The sequence below is a fragment of the Streptomyces drozdowiczii genome, from assembly GCF_026167665.1.
Taxonomy (GTDB): domain Bacteria; phylum Actinomycetota; class Actinomycetes; order Streptomycetales; family Streptomycetaceae; genus Streptomyces; species Streptomyces drozdowiczii_A.
In genome coordinates this window covers 2,758,314-2,781,354 of sequence record NZ_CP098740.1, presented here as the reverse complement: position 1 = coordinate 2,781,354, position 23,041 = coordinate 2,758,314, and the positions used below count along the sequence as shown (strand labels likewise).

The following is a 23,041-nucleotide window of genomic DNA, read 5'->3' as shown; positions in this document are numbered from 1 at the left end:
CCGGTCAGCCCTCGACCTTCAGGCCGCGCTTGGACAGCTCCGCGACGGTCGCGTCATGGGCGGCCTTCACGGCGTCGGGGATGGTGGTGCCGCCCCCGGCGAGCTTGCCGAAGCGGTCCTTGAGCGTGGTGTTGGTGGTGCCCATCGCGGGGCCCCAGGTCCAGCCCTGCTTGATCGCGGCGCCGCCGTCCTCGAAGACCTGGTAGATGTCCTGGCCGCCGTAGAACTTGGTGTCGAACGCCTTCTTGGCCGCCGGGCGCAGGGCGAGCGCGGCCGGGAAGGCGCTGGAGGTGCCGGAGGAGATACGGGCCTCGATGCCGTCCTCCGTGGTGGTCATCCAGGTCGCGAACTCGACGGCCGCGGCGGCCTTCTCGCTGTTCTTCGGCACCGCGAAGGTGGTCCCGCCGAGCATGCCGCCGGCGGGCTCGCCGTCCCAGGTCGGGATCGGGGCGACGGCCCACTTGCCGCTCTGCTCGGGCAGGGTGGAGCCGAGGACGCCGCCGCCCCAGGAGGCGCCGAGGTAGCCGACGGTGGAGCCGGTCTTCAGGGAGTTGGTCCAGGCGGGCGAGAAGGAGGCGTCGGTGCGGACCAGGCCGTCCTTCACCAGGCCCTGCCAGTAGTCGGCGACCTTGGTGGTGGCGGCGTCGGAGGTGTCGACCTTCCAGGTGTCGCCCTCGGCCTTGAACCACTGGGCGCCGGCCTGCCAGACCATCGCCTCGAAGGTGGTCGGGTCGTCCGGGAAGAAGGTGCCGATGCGGGCCTTGGAGTCGGCCTTCTTCACCTTCTCGGCCGCCGACTTGAACTCGGCCCAGGTCTTGGGGACCTCGATGCCGTACTTGGTGAAGAGGTCCTTGCGGTAGAAGAACGCCTGCGGCGCGGCGTCGAAGGGGACCGCCCAGCTCTTGCCGCCGAGCGTGGTCTGCTCGATCGCCTGCGGGAGGAACTTCTTCTTCACGTCGTCCGTGAGGTACTTCCCGATGTCCTGGAAGCCGCCCTGGCTGACGTACTCGGGGAGCTGCGGGTACTCGACGGAGACCAGGTCGGGGGCGTTGCCCGCCTTGATCGCGTTGGAGATCTTGGCGTAGCCGCCGGCGTTCCCGGAGGGGGTCTCCTCGAACTTCACATGGATGTTCTCGTGCGAGGCGTTGAACGCGTCCACGACCTCCTTGGTGCCCTTGGCCCAGCCCCAGAAGGTGATGGTCACGGGCTTGGCGGCGGTGCCGGTGCCGCCGCCCCCGGAGTCGTCCCCGCTCCCGCCGCAGGCCGTGACGACGGCGAGGGCGGTGACGGCTCCGGCTATGGAAAGAGTCGTTCTGCTCCAACTGCGGTTCACGGCGGGCTCCTGAGTCGACGGTGACAGGGACGTTGGGCGTGATCCTTGGTCCACCGATGACCGAAGTCAAGAGCGAAAGATTGATTGATCGAGAAAAGATCAGAACGTTATCGAGCGGTCGACGCCCGCACCCGCAGCCGCGGCAGCAGCGCCAGATGCCTGCCCGGCTCGTCCCCGTCCGGCCCCGAACCGTCCCGCCCGGCCCCCTCCCGCCCGGCCCCGATCCGCCCGATCAGCAGCTCCGTCGCGTACCGCCCGACGTGCCGCTTGGGCGGGCTGACCGCGGTGAGCGGGATGTCGCCCAGCGCCGCCACCTCGTCGTCGTACGCGATCACCGCCAGGTCCTCCGGCACCCGCACGCCCAGCTCCGACAGGCGCTGCACCAGGTGGATCGCGTCCACGTCGTTGTGCACGAGGACCGATGTGGCCCGGCCGGAGACCACCGCGTCGCGCACCTCGCGCACCGCCTCCTCGAAGCGCGCCGGGTCCACCTCCGGCCCGGACGTCCCGATCATCGCCGGAGCGCCCTCGGCGAGCCCCAGCACCGCGAGCGCGTCCTCGTACCCGGAGCGCACCGCGAGCGCGGTCGGGCTGTCGGCGCGGGCCACCAGGAGCGGGGTGCCGTGGCCGAGGCCGATCAGATGGCGCACCGCGAGCAGCACCCCGTGCCGGTGGTCGGAGCAGACCCGGTCCAGGCCGTCCAGCGCGGACCCCGGCGCCGGGGTCCGCTCCAGGAGCACGGCGGGCACCGGCAGCCCGGCCATCCAGTCCCCGTACGCCGCCTGGTCCTCGGCACCCCGCCAGGCCGGGGCGATGAGCAGCCCGTCGGCCCCGGAGGCGAGCAGCCCCTCGGCGCGCGCCCGGTCGCCCTCCGGCCGGTAGTCGGAGATCCGCAGCACGAGCCGTCCCCCGGCGCGCGCGGCCGCCTCGTGCGCCCCCCGGATGACCTCGGCGAAGTAGTACGTGGCCGAGGGGGCGATGAGCCCGAGCACCGGGCCGCCGCCCGGAACGGGGGCGTCGGGGGCGGCGGCGTCCCGGGGCCAGGAGACCGAGCCGTGGACCCGGTCCAGCAGTCCGCGCTCGGCCAGCGCCTCGGCGTCGCGGCGCGCCGTGACGGGGGAGACCCCCAGCAGGCCGGCCAGATCGGAGACACGGGCCGAGCCGCGCTCCCGTACCAGGGCCAGAAGTCGGTCGTGACGTTCAGCTGCACTCTCGCGCACGGCGGCAGTCCCCTTGTTGATCGCGATGTGGTGGCTCGGCTCGCCAGACCCTAATCCACTGTGATCGATTGATGGAAGTTTCGATCATTCGCAACGTCATCCCTTGACCTTCGATCAACCCGCGGTTCAGGATTTCCTGCGACGCCGAAGTCCGCCTCCCCTGGGAGCATCATGCCCACGACCAGTCCGTACACGGGTACACCCGTGCCGATTGGGAGCGCACGGCCGACCGACTGCTGCTCGCGGTACGCCCCTACGCCTCGCCCCGCCACGGCCGCATCGACCTCCCCGGCCCCCGGCCGAGCTGGTCCGGCCCCCTCTCCGACGGCCTGGAGGGCTACGCCCGCACCTGGCTGCTCGCCGCCCTGCGGACCGCCGGAGCGCGCGGCGAGGACCCGCACGGCTTCCTCGGCCGGTACGCCGAAGGGCTCGCCGCCGGTACGTCGGAGCCGGCGGGCAGCCCCGACGCCTGGCCCCTGATCGCGGACGTCCCCCAGGCCATCGTGGAATCCGCGTCCATCGCCCTGGGCCTCCGCCTCACCCGCCCCTGGCTCTGGGACACCCTGGACGACGCCACCCGGCAGCGCGCCGCCGACTGGCTCCTCCCCGCCCTCGACGCGCCCCCGGTGAACAACAACTGGTGGTTCTTCGGGCTCACCGTCGCCGGCTTCCTCCAGGACGCCGGCATCGAGACCGACCGGGCCCGGAAGACCATCGACCGCGCGCTGGCCCACGTCGAGGACTGGTACCTGGGCGACGGCTGGTACAGCGACGGCCCGAACCGCTCCTTCGACCACTACAACGCCTGGGCGATGCACTTCTACCCCGTCCTGCACGCCCACCTCGCCGGCGACCGGGACCTCCTGGACCGCTACGGCCCCCGCCTGCACCGCCAGCTGGACGACTACAGCCGGATGTTCGGCGCGGACGGCGCCCCCATGCCGTTCGGCCGCTCCCTGATCTACCGCTTCGCCGCCGCGGCCGCGCCCTGGCTCGGCGCGCTGACCGGCCACACCCCGCTCACCCCGGGCGCGACCCGCCGCCTCGCCTCCGGCACCCTCCGCCACTTCCTGGACCACGGCGCCACCGACCGGGACGGCCTCCTCACACTCGGCTGGCACCGCCCGTACGAGCCCATGCTCCAGACGTACTCCGGCCCGGCCTCCCCGTACTGGGCCTCCAAGGGCTTCCTCGGCCTCCTGATGCCCCCGGACCACCCCGTCTGGACGGCCGACGAGGAGCCGCTGCCCGCCGAGACCGCGGACGCCGTAACCGTCCTCGGCCCGACCGGGATGCTCCTCCAGTCCACCGCGGCGGACGGCCTCGTCCGGCTCCACAACCACGGCTCGAACCATGTGGGCGACGAGGAGGACCCCGGCTACGCCCGCTTCGCGTACTCCACCCGCACCGGCCCCACGCACGGGAGCGCCGCACGCGACAACCACTTCGCGCTGCTGTCCGACGACGGAGAACCGACCGCCCGCCTCACCGCCGACCCGCTCGGCCCCGCCGCCTCCGCGCACACCCCGCTCCCCGGCATCCGCGTCGTCTCCGCCACCCTCGCCCACGGCCGCGCCGAGGTCCGCGCGCATCTGGTCACGGGGGCGCCCGAGGGCACGCCCGTCCGACAGACCGGCTGGGCGACCGGGGACGACGGAACGCTCACCGCCCAGCTCCACCCGGTCCACGGCTACGGGGACGGGGTCCGCGAACTGCCCGGCGGCGACACCATGTTCGACGAGACCTCCCGGCTCCTCGCCGTCGACGGCGCGACCACCGGACCCCGGTCCCTCTTCGTCGCGCTCGCCTCGCTCACCGGCGAGGCGGACCCGGCCCCCGTGGAAACCCTCGCCGGGATCCGCGTACAGAGCCCCCACGAGATCCATGTGACCTGGCACGACGGCACCACCGCCGTACTCCGACTCCCGGAGGAGTAAAGGCCCTGCTGGGGAGGCCCTGCTGGGGAGTGAAGGCCCCTACTGCGGCCCGTACTTGCGGCCCGTCCGCGAGGTCAGCCCGCCGAGCAGCCCGCGCGGGGCCAGCTTCACCGCGCCCATCAGCACCTTGTAGCGCGGGTCCGGGATCGACACCGACTTCCCGCGCGCCAGGTCCGCGAGCGCCGCGCTCACCAGCTTGTCCGCGTCGAGCCACATCCAGCCCGGGATGTTGCCGGTGCCCATCCCGGCCCGCTGGTGGAACTCCGTACGCACGAAGCCCGGGCACAGCGCCATCAGCCGCACCCCGGACCCGGCCAGGTCCTTCGCCGCGCCCTGGCTGAACTGCACGACCCACGCCTTCGAAGCCCCGTACGTGCCGCGCGGCACGAACGCCGCGACCGAGGCCACGTTGACGATGCCGCCCCGGCCGCGCTCCCGCATCGAGGCCGCCGCCGCCGAGGTCAGCCGCAGCACCGCCTCGCAGTGCACCTTGAGCATCGTCAGCTCGTCGGCCATCGGGACCTCCAGATAGCGCCCCTTGTTGCCGAAGCCCGCGTTGTTCACCAGCAGGTCGACCGGGTGCCGGGTGTCCCCGAGGCGCTCCTCGACCGCGCGGATGCCCTTGTCCTCGGACAGGTCGGCCCGCAGCACCTCCGCCTCGATGCCGTGCCGGTCGTGCAGCTCCGTCGCCTGCTCGCGCAGCCGCTCCGCGTCCCGGGCCACCAGGACCAGGTCGTACCCGTCGGCGGCGAGCCGCCGGGCGAAGGCGGCACCGATGCCCGCCGTCGCGCCCGTGATCAGTGCAGTCGTCATACGCGGCACGTTAGAGCATCCCGGAACGGCGCCTCCGGGCGCTCCCGCGGCCTCAGGAGGCGGTGAGCTCCGCCGCGTACGCGCGCGCTTTGCGCAGCGTCGAAGGGCACAGCGCCTCGCCCGCCGGGAGGAGCAGCGGCAGCAGGTCGCGCCGGGTCGTGACGGCCCGGAACTGCAACTCCACCGTCACGTCGTGGTCCGGCCGGTGCACGATCTCGACCGGGTCGCCCGCCCGGACGGTGCCCGGCGTGATCACCCGCAGATACGCCCCCGGGGCCGCCGCCTGCGTGAACCGCTTCACCCAGCGGGCCTCGCCCAGGTGACCCTGGAACGTACGGCACGGGATGCGGCCCGACGCGACCTCCAGGACCAGCTCGCCGCCGATCCGCCAGCGCTCGCCGATCAGGGCCCCGCCGACCCGCAGCCCCGCCGTGGTCAGGTTCTCGCCGAACGTGCCGTTGGGCAGCGCGCGGCCCAGCTCGCGCTCCCAGGCGTCCAGGTCCTCCCGGGCGAACGCGTACACCGCCTGGTCCGAGCCGCCGTGGTGGCGCAGGTCGCACACCGCGTCCCCGGCGACACCGCTGCCGCCCTCGCCCCGGGGCCCGGGGTCCGAGACCCGTACCGGCCCGTCCACGGGGTGCTTGTCGATCCCGGTCCTGCCCCCGGGGCGTCGGTGTAGGACGCCGGCGTGGGACGCCCCGCGTTCACGGTCAGCACAGTCATCGCGGTCATACCGGAACGGTATCCAACCCCCTCCCAAAGTCACACGCGAATATCCTGCGACCGCCCCAAGGCCCGCTTATGCTGGAGGGGTGATCGAAGCCCGCCACCTCCGCGTCCTGCGCGCCGTCGCCGCCACCGGCTCCTTCTCCGCCGCCGCCCGGGAACTGGGCTGCACCCAGCCCGCCGTCAGCCAGCAGATGAAGGCCCTGGAGTCCTCCGCGGGGACCACGCTGCTCATCCGGACCGGCCGCGAGATGCGGCTGACCCAGGCGGGCGAGGCGCTGGTGCGGCACGCGTCGGGCATCCTCGCCGGGCTCACCGCCGCCGAGGAGGAGGTCGCGGCGATCGCCGGACTGCGGGCCGGCCGGGTCCGGCTCGTCTCGTTCCCGAGCGGCAGCTCCTCGCTGGTCCCGGGCGCCCTGGCCGCCCTGCGCGCCGCCCACCCCGGCACCCGGGTCTCCCTCGTGGAGGCCGAGCCGCCCCGGTCGGTCGAGATGCTGCGCGACGGCGACTGCGACATCGCCCTCGCCTTCCGCTACGGGGATACGGGCGCCGAATGGGACGACCTGGTGGTCCGGCCCCTGCTCACGGACCGCCTCACGGGCCTGGTCCCCGAGGGGCACGCGCTGGCGGACCGGGACGAGGTGGGCATCGCGGAGCTGGCCGGGGAGTCCTGGATCGCCGGGTGCCCGCGGTGCCGCAGGCAGCTCGTGGAGGTGTGCGAGGAGTCCGGCTTCACCCCGCGCATCGACTTCGCCACCGACGACTACCCGGCGGTGATCGGCCTGGTCGGCGCGGGCCTGGGCGTCGCCGTACTGCCCGCCCTGGCCATCGAGTCGGTACGCCCCCGAGGAGCCAGGACCCTCACGGTGTCCCCGGCCATCGAACGCGAGATCGTCGCCCTGACCCTGCCGGACCTGGCAAGGGTCCCGGCGGTGGCGGCAACCCTGGACCACCTGGCACTGGCGTCATCCAGCCCCTCCGGCGTCTGAGGCGCGGGGTCCGGGGCGGAGCCCCAGGTTTCGGGAAGGGGCGGGGTGGGGTGCAGAAACGTTTCTCCCCCGATACGCGCAGCAACGGTCACCCATGCCCCGGCGGCGACGCCGGCCCCGCGGTGATCAACCGATTCCGCGCACGCCCCATCAACTCCTCACGCTCATCCTCCGTGAGTCCACCCCACACCCCGTAGGGCTCACGGACGGCCAGCGCGTGCGCCGCGCACTCCGCGCGTACGGGGCACCGCATGCACACCTCTTTCGCGGAGGTCTCCCGGGCGCTCCGGGCGGCACCCCGTTCCCCCTCGGGATGGAAGAAGAGCGAGCTGTCGACCCCGCGGCAGGCCGCCAGCAGCTGCCAGTCCCACAGATCGGCGTTGGGTCCGGGAAGTCGGGAGAAATCGGCCATTGCTTGTCCCCTCGAAACCGTGCTGAGTCGGAAGCGTCGTCGTGCGTCGTGGGTGGGTGCTTGTCGATGACCGTGTACAAGACCGTACATCTACGGTGTTAGTAGATGTAAATATGACTGATTGCGAATCTAGCCACAGACACCACCAAAAGGGAAGAAATCCCGCTAAATGGGGCACGGAGCCGCCAAAAGTTTCGGTTGACGACTGGACGACCCGTGGCGCTCTCCTCCGTGAGCGCTTACTCACGTAGAGTGCCGAACTCGGTCTTCCAACCCGTAACTCTTTCGAGTGACCATCGTTGAGAGTGCGGAGGCGGTTGGCAGAAAGAGCGATCGGGCAGATGTCCGAGAGCGTCAACCGCACAGGTGACGACTTGTAACAGCCTGGAGGCTCAAGGTGACGCGCATCAGCTGCGGAGGGCGGTCATGACTTCCGTCCTCGTCTGCGACGACTCCCCGCTTGCCCGAGAAGCGCTCCGTCGCGCGGTCGCGACCGTGCCCGGCGTCGAGCGTGTGACGACGGCCGCCAACGGCGAGGAAGTCCTCCGCCGCTGGGGTGCCGACCGTTCGGATCTGATTCTCATGGACGTACGCATGCCCGGGCTCGGGGGGTGGAGACGGTCCGCCGGCTGCTCTCCGCCGACCCCGGCGCCCGGATCATCATGCTGACCGTCGCCGAGGACCTGGACGGCGTCGCGCTCGCGGTCGCCGCCGGTGCCCGCGGCTATCTGCACAAGGACGCCTCCCGGGCCGAGCTGCGGGCGACCGTCACCCAGGCGCTGGCCGACCCGACGTGGCGGCTCGCCCCGCGCCGGCTGCGGTCGGCCGAGATGGGTGCGGCGCCCACGCTCACGGCGCGCGAGATCCAGGTGCTGGAGGGGATGAGCCACGGCCGCTCCAACGCGGAGATCGGCCGCGAGCTGTTCCTCTCGGAGGACACGGTGAAGACGCACGCCCGGCGGCTCTTCAAGAAGCTCGGGGCCTCGGACCGCGCCCACGCGGTGGCCCTGGGCTTCCGATGGGGTCTGGTGCGCTGACAGTCGGCCCGGGCCCCAGGCCCGGGCAGGGGTGCGGCGCCCGCCGCCGTACCCCGCCGATCCGGCGGTATGTGACGCTTCCCGGCCGATGCCGCATCCTTGAGACGTGGAGTTCCTCGGGAACGATTCGGTCGAGCGGAAGGGGAGGGCGCAGGACATGACTTCCGGCGCACCCGCTCATAACGCTTCGGTGCACAACTACGGACGCGGTGCCGCGGATGAAGCGGGACCGGGGCACCATGGTCCGATGCGCGACGACGGGACGACGGTGATCGGTGCCCTGGTGCACCGCGCCGTCGAGGGCGACGCGCAGGCCACGCACGACCTGCTCGCCCACGTCCACCCCCTCGCCCTGCGCTACTGCCGGTCCCGGCTGAACCGGCTGCCCGGCGACGCCCGCCACTTCGTGGAGGACCTGGCGCAGGAGGTCTGCGTCGCCGTGCTCATGGCGCTGCCGCGCTACAAGGACACGGGCAGGCCCTTCGAAGCCTTCGTCTTCGCCATCGCCGGTCACAAGGTGGCCGACCTCCAGCGCGCCGCGATGCGGCACCCCGGCTCGACCGCCGTGCCCTCCGACGAGATGCCGGAGCGCCCCGACGACTCGCTCGGGCCCGAGGAGCGCGCGCTGCTCAGCAGCGACGCCGCCTGGGCCAAGAAGCTCCTGGCCAACCTCCCGGAGAACCAGCGCGAACTGCTCGTGCTGCGCGTCGCCGTCGGGCTGACCGCCGAGGAGACCGGCCAGATGCTCGGCATGTCCCCGGGCGCCGTCCGGGTCGCCCAGCACCGGGCGCTCAGCCGGCTCCGGGCCCTCGCGGAGCAGTGAGCCGGCCTGGGCCGCGCGGTGTGCCGGGCGCCTCGGAGACGTACACCACAACCGTAGAAAGCTACAGAACCTGCGGGTGATCTTGCTCGTGGAATGAGACGCCTCCCGAGGCCGTTAGCATGGACATCCGCACCGATCAAGGCCATTTGGGGAAGGTGTCATGACTGCAAACGTCGACGGAGTGCCCGAGAAATTCGCGACGCTCGGGCTGACATACGACGACGTGCTGCTGCTGCCGGGCGCATCCGAAGTGCTGCCCAACGCGGTCGACACCTCGACGCTCATCTCGCGCAACGTCCGCGTCAACATCCCGCTGCTGTCCGCCGCCATGGACAAGGTCACCGAGGCCCGCATGGCCATCGCGATGGCCCGCCAGGGCGGCGTCGGCGTCCTCCACCGCAACCTCTCGGTCGAGGACCAGGTCAACCAGGTCGACCTGGTCAAGCGGTCCGAGTCCGGCATGGTCAGCGACCCCATCACGGTCGGCCCGGACGCCACGCTCGCCGAGGCGGACGCGCTCTGCGCCAAGTTCCGCATCAGCGGTGTCCCGGTCACCGACCAGGCGGGCAAGCTGCTCGGCATCGTCACCAACCGCGACATGGCCTTCGAGTCGGACCGCTCCCGCCAGGTGCGCGAGGTCATGACGCCGATGCCGCTCGTCACCGGCAAGGTCGGCATCTCCGGCGTGGACGCCATGGAGCTGCTGCGCCGCCACAAGATCGAGAAGCTGCCGCTGGTGGACGAGGCGGGCCTCCTCAAGGGCCTCATCACCGTCAAGGACTTCAAGAAGGCCGAGCAGTACCCGAACGCGGCCAAGGACGCCGACGGCCGACTGCTCGTCGGTGCCGCCGTGGGCGCCAGCCCCGAGGCGCTGGACCGCGCCCAGGCGCTGGCCGAGGCGGGCGTCGACTTCCTCATCGTGGACACCTCGCACGGCCACAACAGCAACGCGCTCAACTGGATGGCCAAGATCAAGTCGGCCGTGAGCGTCGACGTGATCGGCGGCAACGTGGCGACCCGCGACGGCGCCCAGGCCCTGATCGACGCCGGTGTGGACGGCGTCAAGGTCGGCGTCGGCCCCGGTTCCATCTGTACGACCCGCGTCGTCGCCGGCATCGGCGTCCCGCAGGTCACCGCGATCTACGAGGCCGCGCTGGCCGCCCGCGCGGCGGGCGTCCCGGTCATCGGCGACGGCGGCCTCCAGTATTCGGGTGACATCGGCAAGGCGCTCGCCGCCGGTGCCGACAGCGTGATGCTGGGCTCCCTCCTCGCGGGCTGCGAGGAGTCCCCGGGCGAGCTGATGTTCATCAACGGCAAGCAGTTCAAGTCGTACCGGGGCATGGGCTCGCTGGGCGCGATGCAGTCCCGCGGCCAGGGCCGCTCCTACTCCAAGGACCGGTACTTCCAGGCCGAGGTCGCCTCGGACGACAAGCTCGTCCCCGAGGGCATCGAGGGCCAGGTCCCCTACCGCGGCCCCCTCGCCAACGTGCTGCACCAGCTCGTCGGCGGCCTCCGCCAGACCATGGGCTACGTGGGCGCCGCGACCGTGGACGAGATGGAGAGCAAGGGCCGCTTCGTGCGGATCACCTCGGCGGGCCTCAAGGAGAGCCATCCGCACGACATCCAGATGACGGTCGAAGCACCGAACTACAGCAAGAAGTAACGCGACACGCGTGCGAGAGGGGCGGTCCCGGGGTTCCCCGGACCGCCCCTCCGGCGCGTGTCGGGGATACTGGACAGCGCAGACGCAGAGGGAAAGGCCACATCATCGTGACTGAGATCGAGATCGGGCGCGGCAAGCGCGGCCGCCGGGCATACGCATTCGACGACATCGCCGTCGTCCCGAGCCGCCGGACCCGCGACCCGAAGGAGGTCTCGATCGCCTGGCAGATCGACGCCTACCGCTTCGAGCTGCCGTTCCTGGCCGCCCCCATGGACTCCGTGGTGTCCCCGCAGCACGCCATCCGCATCGGCGAGCTGGGCGGCCTCGGAGTCCTCAACCTGGAAGGGCTGTGGACCCGGCACGAGGACCCGCAGCCGCTTCTGGACGAGATCGCGGAGATGCCCGTCGAGACGGCGACCCGCCGGCTCCAGGAGATCTACTCCGCGCCGATCCAGGAGGAGCTGATCGGGCAGCGCATCAAGGAGGTGCGCGACTCCGGCGTCGTCACCGCCGCCGCGCTCTCCCCGCAGCGCACCGCCCAGTTCTCCAAGGCCGTGGTCGACGCGGGCGTGGACATCTTCGTCATCCGCGGTACGACGGTCTCCGCCGAGCACGTCTCGGGCGCGGCCGAGCCGCTGAACCTGAAGCAGTTCATCTACGAGCTGGACGTCCCGGTGATCGTCGGCGGCTGCGCCACGTACACCGCCGCCCTGCACCTGATGCGGACCGGCGCGGCCGGTGTCCTCGTCGGCTTCGGCGGCGGCGCCGCGCACACCACGCGCAACGTGTTCGGCATCCAGGTCCCGATGGCGACCGCCGTCGCGGACGTGGCCGGTGCCCGCCGCGACTACATGGACGAGTCCGGCGGCCGTTACGTGCACGTCATCGCGGACGGCGGCGTCGGCTGGTCCGGCGACCTGCCGAAGGCCATCGCCTGCGGCGCGGACGCCGTGATGATGGGCTCCCCGCTGGCCCGCGCGACGGACGCGCCGGGCCGGGGCCGGCACTGGGGCATGGAGGCCGTCCACGAGGACGTGCCGCGCGGCAAGCTGGTGGACCTGGGCTCGGTCGGGACGACCGAGGAGGTCCTGACCGGCCCCTCGCACACCCCGGACGGCTCGATGAACATCTTCGGGGCCCTGCGCCGCGCGATGGCCACCACGGGCTACAGCGACCTCAAGGAGTTCCAGCGCGTCGAGGTGACGGTGGCGGACTCGCAGCACCGCCGCTGAGTTTTCCCGTAGGTACGCCGGAGGGCCCGGACCGCGCTCGCGGTCCGGGCCCTCCGGCGTGTCCGGCTGTGCCTACGCGGCCGTCTTGCGGGCCGTGGAGAACGCCACCACGGCGGCGATCGCGAAGAAGACGAAACTCAGGAAGTCGGAGTCTTCCTTCCACACCGTGTTCAGGTCGCTGAAGTGGTCGAAGAAGATGTCCGTGACCGAGAGCGGAAGCTGCTTGCTGATGATGATCGCCTCGCCCAGCAGCTGACCGAGGTAGACGCCGAGCAGAGCGAACGCGCCGCTGACGACCGGCAGGGCAGGGTTGCGTCCGCCGAGCTTGCCCGCCGCGAAGCCGACGATGGCACCGACACCCACGGCCGCGTAGCCGATCTCGTGCTTCGTGGCGCCGATGATCGCGCCGTAGATCCCGGCCGCGACGAGGGCCGCGACGAGCGCGACGACCACACCCAGCGCGATGTTGTTGCGGGCCGGAGGGGCCGGGGTGAACGGCGCGGGGCCGCCGCCGAACGGGGCGCCGGGCTGCTGGCCGGCGAACGGGTTGCCGTCCTGCGGCTGGCCGTAGGGCTGGTTCGGCGGTGGTACGGACTGGCTCATGCTGGGTTCTCCCCCTGGGGACGTCTACGCACTGCTGTGCGAGGAGTGACGCCGCAGGCTAGCAGCCGGTTCCGACATCGGCCCACCGAAATCCTTGGGGGGACTGGGCCGAGGGCCCGTCATCACAGCCGGTGGGCGGCCCCGGCCGGGGTCGCGCCGCGGGTGTCCAGGAGCAGCTGCGCCTTCACGGCGAGGCCCTGGAGGTCGTACGTACGGTGGTGCTGGAGCAGCACCGTGAGGTCCGCGCCCGCCGCCGCCTCGTACAGCGAATCGGCGCGGGGGACGGGGAGTTGGCGGACGCGCCAGTCCAGGACGTGCGGGTCGTGGAAGCCGATCTGGGCGCCCATGTCCATCAGCCGGGTGGCGATCTCGCGGGCGGGCGACGCCTCCTGGTCGGCGAGGTCGGGCTTGTAGGTGACGCCCAGCAGAAGAACTCTGGCGCCGCGCACCGCTTTTCCGTGTTCGTTGAGGAGGGTGGCGCAGCGCTGGATCACGTACTGCGGCATCCGCTCGTTGATCTCCTGCGCCAGCGAGACCATCCGCAACGGCGGGCCGGGGGTGCGGTGGTGGTACGGGAGATGGCCCGGGTCGACCGGGGCGCCGTGGCCGCCGACACCGGGGCCGGGGCGGAAGGGCTGGAAGCCGAAGGGCTTGGTCTCGGCGCACCTGATGACGTCCCAGAGGTCGACGCCCAGGTCGTGGCAGAGCACCGCCATCTCGTTGACCAGGGCGATGTTGACGTACCGGAAGTTGGTCTCCAGGACCTTCGTCATCTCGGCCTCGCGGGTGCCCCGGGCGCGGACCACCTTGTCGGTGAGCCGGCCGTAGAAGGCGGCGGCCGATTCGGTGCAGGCGGGGGTGAGGCCGCCGATGACCTTGGGGGTGTTGGCGTAGACGTGGGTGCGGTTGCCCGGGTCGAGCCGGCTGGGGGAGTGCGCGAGGTGGAAGTCGCGCCCGCCGCGCAGGCCCGAGCCCTCCTCCAGGATCGGGAGCAGGAAGCCCTCCGTGGTGCCGGGGGGCACGGCCGATTCGAGGAGCACGGTGGTGTGCGGGCGCAGCCGGGCGGCCAGCGCGCGGGCCGCGTCGGCGACGGCGCTCAGGTCGAGGGTGCGGTCGGGGCCGAGCGGGGTGGGCGCGCAGATCACGGCGGTGCGGACCCGGCCCAGCTCGGCCTGGTCCGTGGTGGGCCGGAAGCCCAGCGAGAGCATGCGGCGGATGTCGGAGGCCGGCAGCGATCCCTCGACCGGGGCACGCCCCGCGGCGACCTCCGCGAAGGCGCGGGGGTCGGTGTCGTAGCCGATCGTCTGGATACCGGCGTGGACGGCGGCCTGGGCCAGGGGCAGGCCGAGGTGACCGAGTCCGATGACGGCGAGGTCTGCAGGCACGGGGTGGGCCGTCCTTCCCATAAGACCAGGAGGCAGAAAGCGCAACCGCTGTGGACAGCGCTATGTCAGGTTAGGCGTAAATATGACCGTTATGTCGCATTGCGCGGCCCTTGTCGTCCGGGTGTTGTCCACAGGCGGTGGCTGAAGTCGCGCAGCGCGGACAGAATCGATCTGTGGGCACGGGCACCGAACGCATGATCGGGGCCACGATCCGTGCCGGACCCGAGCAACCGGGAGGCAGCGTGAGGACAGCGACACTGGGACCCGCGGAGCGCGCCGAGGCGCTCGCCGCCATGGCCGAGCGCGAACTGGACGTGCTGGTCGTGGGAGCGGGCGTGGTCGGCGCCGGGACGGCGCTGGACGCGGTCACGAGAGGGCTCTCGACCGGACTGGTCGAGGCGCGCGACTGGGCGTCCGGCACGTCGAGCAGGTCGAGCAAGCTGATCCACGGCGGCCTGCGCTATCTGGAGATGCTCGACTTCGCCCTCGTACGGGAGGCACTGAAGGAGCGCGGGCTGCTCCTCGAACGGCTGGCGCCGCACCTGGTGAAGCCGGTGCCCTTCCTCTACCCCTTGCAGCACAAGGGCTGGGAGCGGCTGTACGCCGGTTCCGGCGTCGCGCTGTACGACGCGATGTCGGTCTCCTCCGGGCACGGCCGGGGCCTGCCCACGCACCGCCACCTCTCCCGCCGCCGGGCCCTGCGCGTCGCACCGGCCCTGAAGCGGGACGCCCTGGTGGGGGCCTTGCAGTACTACGACGCCCAGATGGACGACGCCCGCTATGTCGCCACCCTGGTGCGCACCGCCTCCGCGTACGGCGCGCAGGTGGCGAACCGGGCGCGGGTCACCGGCTTCCTCCGGGAGGGCGAACGCGTCGTCGGCGCCCGTGTGGAGGACGTCGAGGCGGGCGGTGAGTACGAGGTCAGGGCCAAACAGGTGGTCAACGCGACCGGGGTCTGGACGGACGACACCCAGTCGCTGATCGGCGAGCGCGGCCAGTTCCACGTACGGGCCTCCAAGGGCATCCACCTGGTCGTCCCCAAGGACCGCATCCACTCCTCGACCGGCCTCATCCTGCGCACCGAGAAGTCCGTGCTCTTCGTGATCCCCTGGGGCCGGCACTGGATCGTCGGCACCACGGACACCGACTGGGACCTGGACAAGGCGCACCCGGCCGCCTCCAGCGCCGACATCGACTACCTGCTCGAACATGTGAACGCGGTCCTGTCGACGCCCCTGACCAGGGACGACGTCGAGGGCGTGTACGCGGGCCTGCGGCCCCTGCTCGCCGGTGAGTCCGACGCCACCAGCAAGCTGTCGCGCGAGCACACCGTCGCCCACCCGGTGCCGGGCCTCGTCGTCGTCGCGGGCGGCAAGTACACGACGTACCGGGTGATGGCGAAGGACGCCGTGGACGAGGCGGTGCACGGGCTCGACCAGCGGGTCGCCGACTGCGTCACCGAGGACGTCCCGCTGCTCGGCGCCGAGGGCTACCGCGCCCTGTGGAACGCGCGCGCCAGGATCGCCGCCCGCACCGGCCTCCACGTCGCCCGGGTGGAGCACCTGCTCAACCGGTACGGCTCGATGACCGAGGAGCTGCTGGAGCTGATCGTCGCCGACCCCGCGCTGGGTGAACCGCTGCCGGCCGCCGACGACTATCTGAAGGCCGAGATCGTGTACGCCGCCTCGCACGAGGGCGCGCGTCACCTGGACGACGTACTGACCCGGCGCACCCGGATCTCCATCGAGACCTTCGACCGGGGCACCCGCTCCGCCCGGCTCTGCGCCGAGCTGATGGCGCCGGTCCTCGGCTGGGACGCGGAGCGGATCGACCGGGAGGCCGAGCACTACGAGAAGCGGGTGGAGGCGGAACGCGAGTCGCAGCGCCAGCCGGACGACCTGACGGCGGACGCGGCGCGGCTGGGCGCACCGGACATCGTGCCCCTGCTGTGACCTCATCCTCCTTCGGCGGGGCCCGCCATGACCGGGCCGGAAGCGGTACCGGGACCCGGCAGCAGGACCCGGCACCGGGACCGGTCCCGGGGTGAGGGACAATGAACGCTCTGCCAGGGCGGGTTGATCGCAGAGGGGACGCATGTCGGAGGCGGAGCAGGCACGGGAGCCCCAAGGGGACACGGACGGACGTCTCCTGGCGGGGCGGTACCGGCTGGGGGAGGTGCTCGGCCGGGGCGGTATGGGCACGGTCTGGCGTGCCGTTGACGAGACCCTGGGCCGCACGGTCGCGGTCAAGGAACTGCGGTTCCCGTCGGCCATCGAGGAGGACGAGAAGCGCCGCCTCATCACGCGCACGCTGCGCGAGGCCAAGGCGATCGCGCGCATCCGGAACAACGGCGCGGTCACGGTCTACGACGTGGTGGACGAGGACGACCGGCCGTGGATCGTCATGGAGCTCATCGAGGGCAAGTCGCTGGCCGAAGCGGTCCGCGAGGACGGCGTCCTGACGCCCAAGCGGGCCGCCGAGATCGGCCTCGCCCTCCTCGACGTGCTGCGCTCCGCGCACCGCGAGGGCATCCTGCACCGCGACGTGAAGCCGTCCAACGTGCTGATCGCCGAGGACGGCCGGGTCGTGCTCACCGACTTCGGGATCGCCCAGGTCGAGGGCGACCCCTCGGTCACCTCCACCGGCATGCTCGTCGGCGCCCCCTCCTACATCTCGCCGGAGCGGGCGCGCGGCCACAAGCCCGGCCCGCCCGCCGACCTCTGGTCGCTCGGCGGCCTGCTCTACGCGAGCGTCGAGGGCACCCCGCCGTACGACAAGGGCTCCGCCATCGCGACCCTGACCGCCGTCATGACCGAGCCGCTGGACCCGCCGAAGAACGCGGGCCCGCTGGAGGAGGTCATCTACGGGCTGCTCACCCGGGACCCCGAACAGCGGCTGGACGACGCGGGGGCGCGCGCCCTGCTCAACGACGTCATCAGCTCCTTCGAGCAGCCGGAGCGCCCCGTTCCGCCGCCCGCCGACGCCACCCAGGTCATGGCGCTGCCCAAGGGCGTCGCCGACGCCAAGCCCGCGTCCGGTGAGGCGGGCGAGGGCACCCGGGACCGGCTGCGCGGCGCGCTGCGCTCCGTGCGCAACGCCAAGACGCCCGCCGCCGGTGCGGCCGCCGCCCCCGTCACCGCACCGCCCGTCCCGGCCCGGCCGACCTCGGCGCCCGGCGCCGCGTCCCCGTCCGGGGCCGTGCCGCCGCAGCGCCCGGCCCCCTCGCCGGTCACCGCGCCCCGGGCGTCCCTCACGGACGTGGTCCCGCGCCGCACCCTCGCGATCATCGCGGCGGTCATCGTGCTCGCGGTCCTCGGCACCGTGCTGGCGCTCACGCTCGGCGGCGGCGACGACAAGCCCGACGACTCCGGAAAGAAGAGCACCGGTGCCTCCGCCCCCGCCGGGGCCCCGAGCGCCGACACCCCGTCCGGCTCCTCCGACGCCGCGCAGGGCGACAGCGGCAAGGAGCAGGACCCCGGCCAGGGCGAGGACAAGGACAAGGACAAGGGCCAGGACGACGGCGCGGCCGGTGAGCAGGGCGAGGACGGGAAGAAGGACGGCAAGGCCGACGACGCCGTGCCCGCCGGCTACCACACGGTGACCAACAAGCAGTTCCACTTCTCCATCGCCATGCCCAAGGACTTCCGCTTCGACACCACCTCCGGCCAGGGCGCCGGTGCGATCTACAACGAGGACGGCGGCTTCCCCCGCCTCCAGGTCGACTACACCTCCTCGCCCGGCAACGACGCCGCCGCCTCCTGGAACTCCGCCCGGGGCGGAGTCGCCGCCACCAGCACGAACTACCACCACCTGGGCATCAAGAAGGTCGAGTACAACGGCTACCCGACCGTCGCCGACTGGCAGTTCGAGCGTACGCAGCAGGGACAGCGGGTACGCGTGCTCAACCGGGGCTTCAAGGCGGACGGCGACCACGGCTACGCGATCATGATCAGCTGCAAGGCCGACGCGTGGGACGGCAAGGAGTGCCGGGCGCTGCGGAAGGCGGCGTTCGACTCGTTCAAGCCGGTCGACTGAGGTCGGCGGCGGCGGGATTCGGCCCGGCGGCTCGGCCGGTTGGGCCGACCTGCCGCGTGGCCGCCGCTTGCCACGTATGGTGAGAGCCTGGAGACCGTACGCAGCCGAAACACGCAGTCAATTGCACCGCAAGCGACTGTGATTGACCAATTCGGTGCGGTCTTCGTGACCGGGGGACAGCGCGCTCTGGGGAGGCGTCGTGGACGACTACGCGGGTCGGGTGCTCGCCGACCGCTACCGCCTTCCGCTGCCCCCGTCCGACGCGTACGAACTCGTGGAGACGCGGGCCTTCGACACCTACAGCGGGCAGGAGGTCCTGGTCCGTCAGGTGCCGCTGCCCGAGGTCGTGGACGCGGAGTTCGTGGAGGGCGACGGGCGCACGTCCGCCGCGCCGCGCACCGCCCGGCGGCCCGCCGACCCGGCCGTCCGGCGCGCCATCGAGGCCGCCCAGGCGGCGGCCCAGGTGCCCGACCATCCGCGCCTGGACCAGGTCTTCGACGTGTTCGCGGAGGAGGGCTCGCTCTGGATAGTGAGCGAACTCGTCGCGTCCCGCCCGCTCGCCGCGCTCCTCGCCGAACGCCCGCTGAATCCCTACCGGGCCGCCGAGATCGGCTCCGACGTGCTGACCGCGCTGCGCGTGCTGCACGCGCACGGCTGGACCCACCGCAACATCACCGTGCGCACGGTGCTCGTCTGCGACGACGGGCGCGTCGTGCTGACCGGCCTCGCCGCCGGGGCGGCCGAGGAGGCGCTGTGCGGCTACAGCCCGGTGCCGCGCCCCGAGGACGAGGAGCCGGACGAGGACGGATTCGGCGGGCCCGCCGTCGAGACCGGCCCCACCGGCCCGTATGTGCCGCCCGCCGGCCTGCTGCCCGCCTCCCGGGGCCCGGCGGCGATAGAGCCCGGCGGCCCGTACGGCTCCGAGGAGGGCCCCGCCGAGGACACCGCCTCCCGGCCGGTGCCGCCCGCCGGGCTGCCCCTGCCCGCCGCCGGGGCGGACAGCGCCGCGCGCGCCCGGGCCGGAGCCATCGCCGCGTACCGCGCGGGCACCCGCGCCGCCGCCCGCCGGGAGGCACCCCCGGAGCGGGACGAGTGGGCACGGGACACCGCGCCGTCGGGCCCCGGCGCGCAGGGACGCCCGGAGGGCGACGCGTACGACGGGGAATCCGGGCCGTGGAGCGCGCTGCCGCCGGCCCGGGACGACGCGTACGGCGACGACCCCGACGAGCCGCGCCCCGGCACCCCGCCGCGCCCCCGCCCCGAGCTGCCGCAGCTGCCCGGCGGCTGGGTGCGCGGCCCGGACGCGCCGGGGCCGTACGACGCCCACCCCTACGACGACGAGGACGACGACGAGGACGAGGACGACGGCCCGCCGCCCCGCCGCCTCCACCTCACCGGCACCTGGGACGACGGGCCCGCCGCCGGGCGCCCCGTGCCCGCGGGCGGCTCCCGCGAGGACGCGCTGCGCGCCGACGCGGCGCGCCGGGGCACGCCCTCCGGCGCGCGCGCCGCACTGCCGACGGGCCGGGAGGCGTACGGCCCCGAGGCGCGCGGCCGCGACGCCTCCGATTCGTACCGCGCCGAGAAGCCGGGCCCCGACGCTCCCGGCGGACGCTGGGACGACGAGGACGCCGAGGACACCGGCGCAGCCGCGTACCGGGGCCCCGCCACCGCGCTCGCCGCCGAGCGGGCGCGGCAGGCGCGGATCGCCGTCGTCGGCGCGGTCACCGAGCGGTGGGCGCCCGAGCAGGCCGGGCCCGTCCACGGCAACTGGCAGCTGGCGCCGCCCATCGGCCCCGCCACCGACCTGTGGGCTCTCGGCGCACTGCTCTTCCGCGCCGTCCAGGGGCACGCGCCCTACCCGGAGGACAGCGCGGCCGAGCTGGTCCAGATGGTGTGCGGCGAACCGCCCGCCTTCGCCGAGGAGTGCGGGCCGCTGCGCCCGGTCGTGGAGTCGCTGCTGCGGCAGGACCCCACCGAGCGGCCCGACGTGGAGGAGCTGAGCGGCTGGCTGCGCTCCCTCGTACGGTCGGCGCCGGAGCCGGAGGCCGGGTTCGACGTCGTGCCGCTGCCCGCCGAGGACGCCACCCGGCTCCCCGTCGTCCGCAGGCGCGGCGAGCTCGTCCGCAAGCGGCGCTCCCGGCGCGGCGGGGGACGCACGCCCGGCACCGGCAGGACCGGGAAGCCGTGGACCGCACCGCCGTCACCCACCGCGAGCCCCGCCTGAAGCCGCCGCGTGAGCCCCGCGCGCCACGGGAGCCCCGCGCGCTGCGGCAGGGCGACCAGCCGCGCCGGCTCGGCCGGACGCTGCTGATCCTCATCATGCTGGCGCTCGTCGCGGCGATCGCGTACGCGGTGCTGTTCATGCCCAAGTCCGGCGAGGAGGACGGCAAGGGGTCCGGCGCCGCCCCCTCCCGTACCGCCTCCGCGCCCCCGGCGTCCGCGGCGCCCGAGCCCACGGCGCGCGCGTCCGAGAAGCCGTCCGCGCCCGCCTCCTCCGGGGCGCAGAAGCCGCAGACCACCAGGTCCGCCGCCGCGCTCGCGCCCGGGTACACGCTGCGCAAGGACGCCGAGGGCTTCGAGGTCGGGCTGCCGAAGGGCTGGCAGCGCAGCCCCGCCAACGCGGAGCGTCAGATCCGCTACGGGAGCGACGGGTTCAGCGTGCTCATCGTCCCCGGCCGCGACACCGCGAAGGCCAACGGCAGCGATCCGCTGGACTACCAGCGGGACAAGGAGCCGGAGCTGAAGCCGTTCCGGGACTCCAGCTGGTCGTCGGCGAGCGGTCTGCGGCGCACGGACGTCGGCCGACAGGCCATGGCGGAGGGCCAGTTCACCTGGCAGGACGCCAACGGCCGCGAGGTGTACGTGCGCAATCTCGTCATGCTCGTCGGCGGGCGGTACCACATCCTCCAGGTCATCGGCCCGGAGGACGAGCGGGACCGGATCACCGAGATCTATCAACAGGCCAGCGTCTCCTACCGGGTGACGGACTGACCGGCTCCCGGCGGGGATTCGCATCACAGTGCGGTCTCGTGGGCGATGCGAGGTTCCGTGGCCGCACGTCCCCTCCGTAACCTGTCATCCGAGGCAACGGGGGCGGGGACACAGGTGGATCGATCACAGGGCACGGAAGCGGGGCTGCTGCTGGCCGGGAGGTACCGGCTGGGCGACGTCCTCGGACGCGGTGGCATGGGCAAGGTGTGGCGCGCCCACGACGAGGTGCTGCACCGCACGGTCGCCGTCAAGGAGCTGACGGCCGGTCTGTACGTGGCCGAGTCGGACCGGATCGTGCTGCACCAGCGCACGCAGAAGGAGGCCCGCGCCGCCGCCCGGATCACCCACCCCGGCGTCGTCACCGTCCATGACGTGGTCGAGTACGACAACCGGCCGTGGATCGTCATGCAGTACGTGGACGGGCCGTCGCTCGCCGACCGGGCGAAGGAGTCCGGCGGCGAGATCGAGGCCCGCGAGGCCGCCCGCATCGGGCTGCACGTCCTGGGCGCGCTGCGCGCCGCGCACGGGGCCGGGGTGCTGCACCGGGACGTGAAGCCGGGCAACGTGCTGCTCGCCCGGGACGGCCGGGTCCTGCTCACCGACTTCGGGATCGCCGCGATCGAGGGCGACTCCACCATCACCCGGACCGGTGAACTCGTCGGCTCCATCGACTATCTGGCACCCGAGCGGGTACGCGGCGGCGACCCGGGGCCCGCCTCCGACCTCTGGTCCCTGGGCGCCACGCTGTACACGGCCGTCGAGGGGCGCTCGCCGTTCCGCCGGACGTCCCCCATATCGACCATGCAGGCCGTCGTCACCGAGGAACCGCCGCCGCCCGGCCGGGCCGGGGCGCTCGCCCCCGTCATCACCGCGCTGCTGCGCAAGGAGCCGGCGGACCGCCCGTCGGCGGCGGAGACCGAGCGGATGCTCCTGGAAGCCATGGAGGGCCGCTCGCCCCGGGCCGCCCAGGCGTTCGTGCCGACGCAGCAGGTCTCCGAGGAGATACTGCGCGGGGGGACCGCGGTGCTGCCCCACCCCGTCGTGCAGCCGGGACCGCCCCCCGCCCCGGCTCCCCGCCGCAGCCGCTGGCGTACGAGGGTCCTGGTCATCGTCCTGGCCGCGGTGCTCGGCGGCGGCGCGGGGATCGCCGCGATGCTGTACGCGCACCGCTCGGACGCGGCCGGGAGCGGGGACGGCGGCACGGCCGCGCACGGCGGCCGGACCCCGGGGCCGGACACGTCGAAGACGAAGCCGACGCCCACGCCGAGCTCCTCGGGCACCGTGACGCGGGACGTGCCGGACGGCTGGCGGCGCGTGGTGGACCCGTCCGGGTTCAGCGTGCTGCTGCCGGAGGGCTGGACGCGCAAGGTCACCGACAACAACATCGACTACAGCCCCGACGGGGGCGTGCACTACTTCCGGGTCAGCTCCGACCCGGCCCCCGACTTCGACAACTCCTACGACCACATGACGGGGCTGGAGAAGACGCTCAGCACCCGGCTGCCGGAGTACCGGCGGGTGGAGCTGAACACCAACCTCTACCGCGACCACCCCGGGTCCATCTGGGAGTTCACCTGGACCGAGAAGGACGGCGAGGCGCGGCACGCGATCGACCAGATGTACTTCGAGAAGGACGGCGGCCCGGAGTACGCGCTCTACATGACGGGCCCGGCGGACGACTGGGACGAGACCCGCGACCGCTTCAACGCGATCCTCCGCAGCTGGCGCCCCCCGGCCGAGCAATAGGCCCCTGGCCGAGCAATAGCACCTGATCAGGGCTTATACCGCCAGTGATCACTGGCTGGGTCGGCGGGGGCGTGGCGGGACTCCGGGAGAGAC

General features: G+C 73.0%; 14 protein-coding genes and 3 pseudogenes. 10 read left to right on the top strand and 7 right to left on the bottom strand.

Features of this window, described 5'->3' with window-relative positions; all coding sequences use genetic code 11:
- Positions 1-4 precede the first annotated feature (4 nt).
- Together NEH16_RS12340 and NEH16_RS12335 are read right to left on the bottom strand one after the other, a co-directional pair.
- On the bottom strand, positions 5-1,333 hold the full coding sequence (locus NEH16_RS12340) for an ABC transporter substrate-binding protein (protein WP_265542030.1): 1,329 nt from the start codon (positions 1,331-1,333) through the stop codon (positions 5-7).
- 107 nt (positions 1,334-1,440) lie between these two features.
- Positions 1,441-2,553, bottom strand: a complete 1,113-nt coding sequence (locus NEH16_RS12335; RefSeq protein ID WP_265542028.1) for a substrate-binding domain-containing protein — start codon at positions 2,551-2,553, stop codon at positions 1,441-1,443.
- Between the two features lie 113 nt (positions 2,554-2,666).
- On the opposite strand from NEH16_RS12335, the gene NEH16_RS12330 reads away from it, so the two are divergent.
- Complete coding sequence (locus tag NEH16_RS12330; protein ID WP_430523777.1) at positions 2,667-4,490, top strand: DUF2264 domain-containing protein; 1,824 nt, start codon at positions 2,667-2,669, stop codon at positions 4,488-4,490.
- A gap of 39 nt (positions 4,491-4,529) precedes the next feature.
- On the opposite strand, the gene NEH16_RS12325 is transcribed toward NEH16_RS12330, so the two are convergent.
- Together NEH16_RS12325 and NEH16_RS12320 are read right to left on the bottom strand one after the other, a co-directional pair.
- Positions 4,530-5,303: an SDR family NAD(P)-dependent oxidoreductase gene (locus NEH16_RS12325; RefSeq protein ID WP_073964387.1), complete on the bottom strand. Its 774-nt coding sequence runs from the start codon at positions 5,301-5,303 to the stop codon at positions 4,530-4,532.
- A 52-nt stretch (positions 5,304-5,355) separates the two neighbouring features.
- Positions 5,356-6,026 (bottom strand): annotated as a pseudogene (locus NEH16_RS12320) (MOSC domain-containing protein).
- 89 nt (positions 6,027-6,115) lie between these two features.
- Between NEH16_RS12320 and NEH16_RS12315 the strand changes: the two are divergent.
- On the top strand, positions 6,116-7,018 hold the full coding sequence (locus NEH16_RS12315; protein ID WP_265542026.1) for a LysR family transcriptional regulator: 903 nt from the start codon (positions 6,116-6,118) through the stop codon (positions 7,016-7,018).
- A gap of 88 nt (positions 7,019-7,106) precedes the next feature.
- Here NEH16_RS12315 and NEH16_RS12310 read toward each other — a convergent pair whose 3' ends face one another.
- Complete coding sequence (locus tag NEH16_RS12310; RefSeq protein WP_265542024.1) at positions 7,107-7,430, bottom strand: WhiB family transcriptional regulator; 324 nt, start codon at positions 7,428-7,430, stop codon at positions 7,107-7,109.
- A 426-nt stretch (positions 7,431-7,856) separates the two neighbouring features.
- Here NEH16_RS12310 and NEH16_RS12305 point away from each other — a divergent pair.
- The 4 genes and pseudogenes from NEH16_RS12305 (at position 7,857) to NEH16_RS12290 (ending at position 12,185) form a co-directional block, all read left to right on the top strand.
- Positions 7,857-8,467, top strand: a pseudogene (locus NEH16_RS12305) (response regulator).
- Between the two features lie 247 nt (positions 8,468-8,714).
- Complete coding sequence (locus NEH16_RS12300) at positions 8,715-9,290, top strand: sigma-70 family RNA polymerase sigma factor (RefSeq protein ID WP_018101160.1); 576 nt, start codon at positions 8,715-8,717, stop codon at positions 9,288-9,290.
- Between the two features lie 160 nt (positions 9,291-9,450).
- Entirely contained in the window at positions 9,451-10,953 is a 1,503-nt protein-coding gene (gene guaB, locus NEH16_RS12295) for an IMP dehydrogenase (protein ID WP_073964384.1), read from the top strand.
- A gap of 107 nt (positions 10,954-11,060) precedes the next feature.
- Complete coding sequence (locus NEH16_RS12290; protein WP_018101158.1) at positions 11,061-12,185, top strand: GuaB3 family IMP dehydrogenase-related protein; 1,125 nt, start codon at positions 11,061-11,063, stop codon at positions 12,183-12,185.
- Positions 12,186-12,257: 72 nt separating this feature from the next.
- Here the strand turns inward: NEH16_RS12290 and NEH16_RS12285 are convergent, their stop codons facing one another.
- Together NEH16_RS12285 and NEH16_RS12280 are read right to left on the bottom strand one after the other, a co-directional pair.
- Positions 12,258-12,788 carry a hypothetical protein gene (locus NEH16_RS12285; protein WP_265542022.1) on the bottom strand — a complete coding sequence of 177 codons (531 nt, stop codon included), beginning with the start codon at positions 12,786-12,788 and terminating at the stop codon, positions 12,258-12,260.
- Between the two features lie 122 nt (positions 12,789-12,910).
- Positions 12,911-14,173 (bottom strand): nucleotide sugar dehydrogenase, encoded by a 1,263-nt coding sequence (locus NEH16_RS12280; protein WP_265542020.1) that lies wholly within the window; start codon positions 14,171-14,173, stop codon positions 12,911-12,913.
- Positions 14,174-14,415: 242 nt separating this feature from the next.
- On the opposite strand from NEH16_RS12280, the gene NEH16_RS12275 reads away from it, so the two are divergent.
- The 4 genes and pseudogenes from NEH16_RS12275 to NEH16_RS12260 all read left to right on the top strand — a co-directional run bounded on the left by NEH16_RS12275 (position 14,416) and on the right by NEH16_RS12260 (position 22,948).
- Entirely contained in the window at positions 14,416-16,125 is a 1,710-nt protein-coding gene (locus NEH16_RS12275; protein WP_265542018.1) for a glycerol-3-phosphate dehydrogenase/oxidase, read from the top strand.
- A gap of 142 nt (positions 16,126-16,267) precedes the next feature.
- Entirely contained in the window at positions 16,268-18,208 is a 1,941-nt protein-coding gene (locus NEH16_RS12270; RefSeq protein WP_265542016.1) for a serine/threonine-protein kinase, read from the top strand.
- A gap of 199 nt (positions 18,209-18,407) precedes the next feature.
- A pseudogene (locus tag NEH16_RS12265) lies at positions 18,408-21,202 on the top strand (protein kinase).
- A 114-nt stretch (positions 21,203-21,316) separates the two neighbouring features.
- Complete coding sequence (locus NEH16_RS12260) at positions 21,317-22,948, top strand: serine/threonine-protein kinase (protein WP_265542014.1); 1,632 nt, start codon at positions 21,317-21,319, stop codon at positions 22,946-22,948.
- Positions 22,949-23,041 lie beyond the last annotated feature (93 nt).

Coding starts and splice junctions, on each gene's coding strand:
- NEH16_RS12270 (WP_265542016.1), top strand. CDS start 16,268: ATGTCGGAGGCGGAGCAGGCACGGGAGCCCCAAGGGGACACGGACGGA.
- NEH16_RS12285 (WP_265542022.1), bottom strand. CDS start 12,788: ATGAGCCAGTCCGTACCACCGCCGAACCAGCCCTACGGCCAGCCGCAG.
- guaB (WP_073964384.1), top strand. CDS start 9,451: ATGACTGCAAACGTCGACGGAGTGCCCGAGAAATTCGCGACGCTCGGG.
- NEH16_RS12300 (WP_018101160.1), top strand. CDS start 8,715: ATGCGCGACGACGGGACGACGGTGATCGGTGCCCTGGTGCACCGCGCC.
- NEH16_RS12325 (WP_073964387.1), bottom strand. CDS start 5,303: ATGACGACTGCACTGATCACGGGCGCGACGGCGGGCATCGGTGCCGCC.
- NEH16_RS12310 (WP_265542024.1), bottom strand. CDS start 7,430: ATGGCCGATTTCTCCCGACTTCCCGGACCCAACGCCGATCTGTGGGAC.